General features: G+C 61.3%; 1 pseudogene. It reads left to right on the forward strand.

The features are described 5' to 3' along the window. Nucleotides 1-261, forward strand: a pseudogene (gene lrpA, locus BST12_RS30040) (transcriptional regulator LrpA); the annotation flags it as partial.

Here is a 261-nt window from a genome sequence, read left to right on the forward strand (position 1 = left end):
TGCCTGTCTCGTGGTGTGGTCCAGGGATATTCGGCGCGAATCAATCCCGAGGCGGTTGGGCATTTGTTGTCGGCGTTCGTGGCTATCACTCCTCTTGATCCGTCTCAACCAGATGATGCCCCCGCGCGCCTAGAACATATCGAGGAGGTCGAGTCCTGTTACTCGGTGGCCGGCGAAGAGAGCTACGTCTTGCTGGTGCGCGTCGCGTCCGCACGGGCGCTCGAGGACCTGTTGCAACGGATCCGGACAACGGCGAACGTG

Origin of the sequence: Mycobacterium angelicum (genome assembly GCF_002086155.1) — a bacterium.
Classification (GTDB): Bacteria; Actinomycetota; Actinomycetes; order Mycobacteriales; family Mycobacteriaceae; genus Mycobacterium; species Mycobacterium angelicum.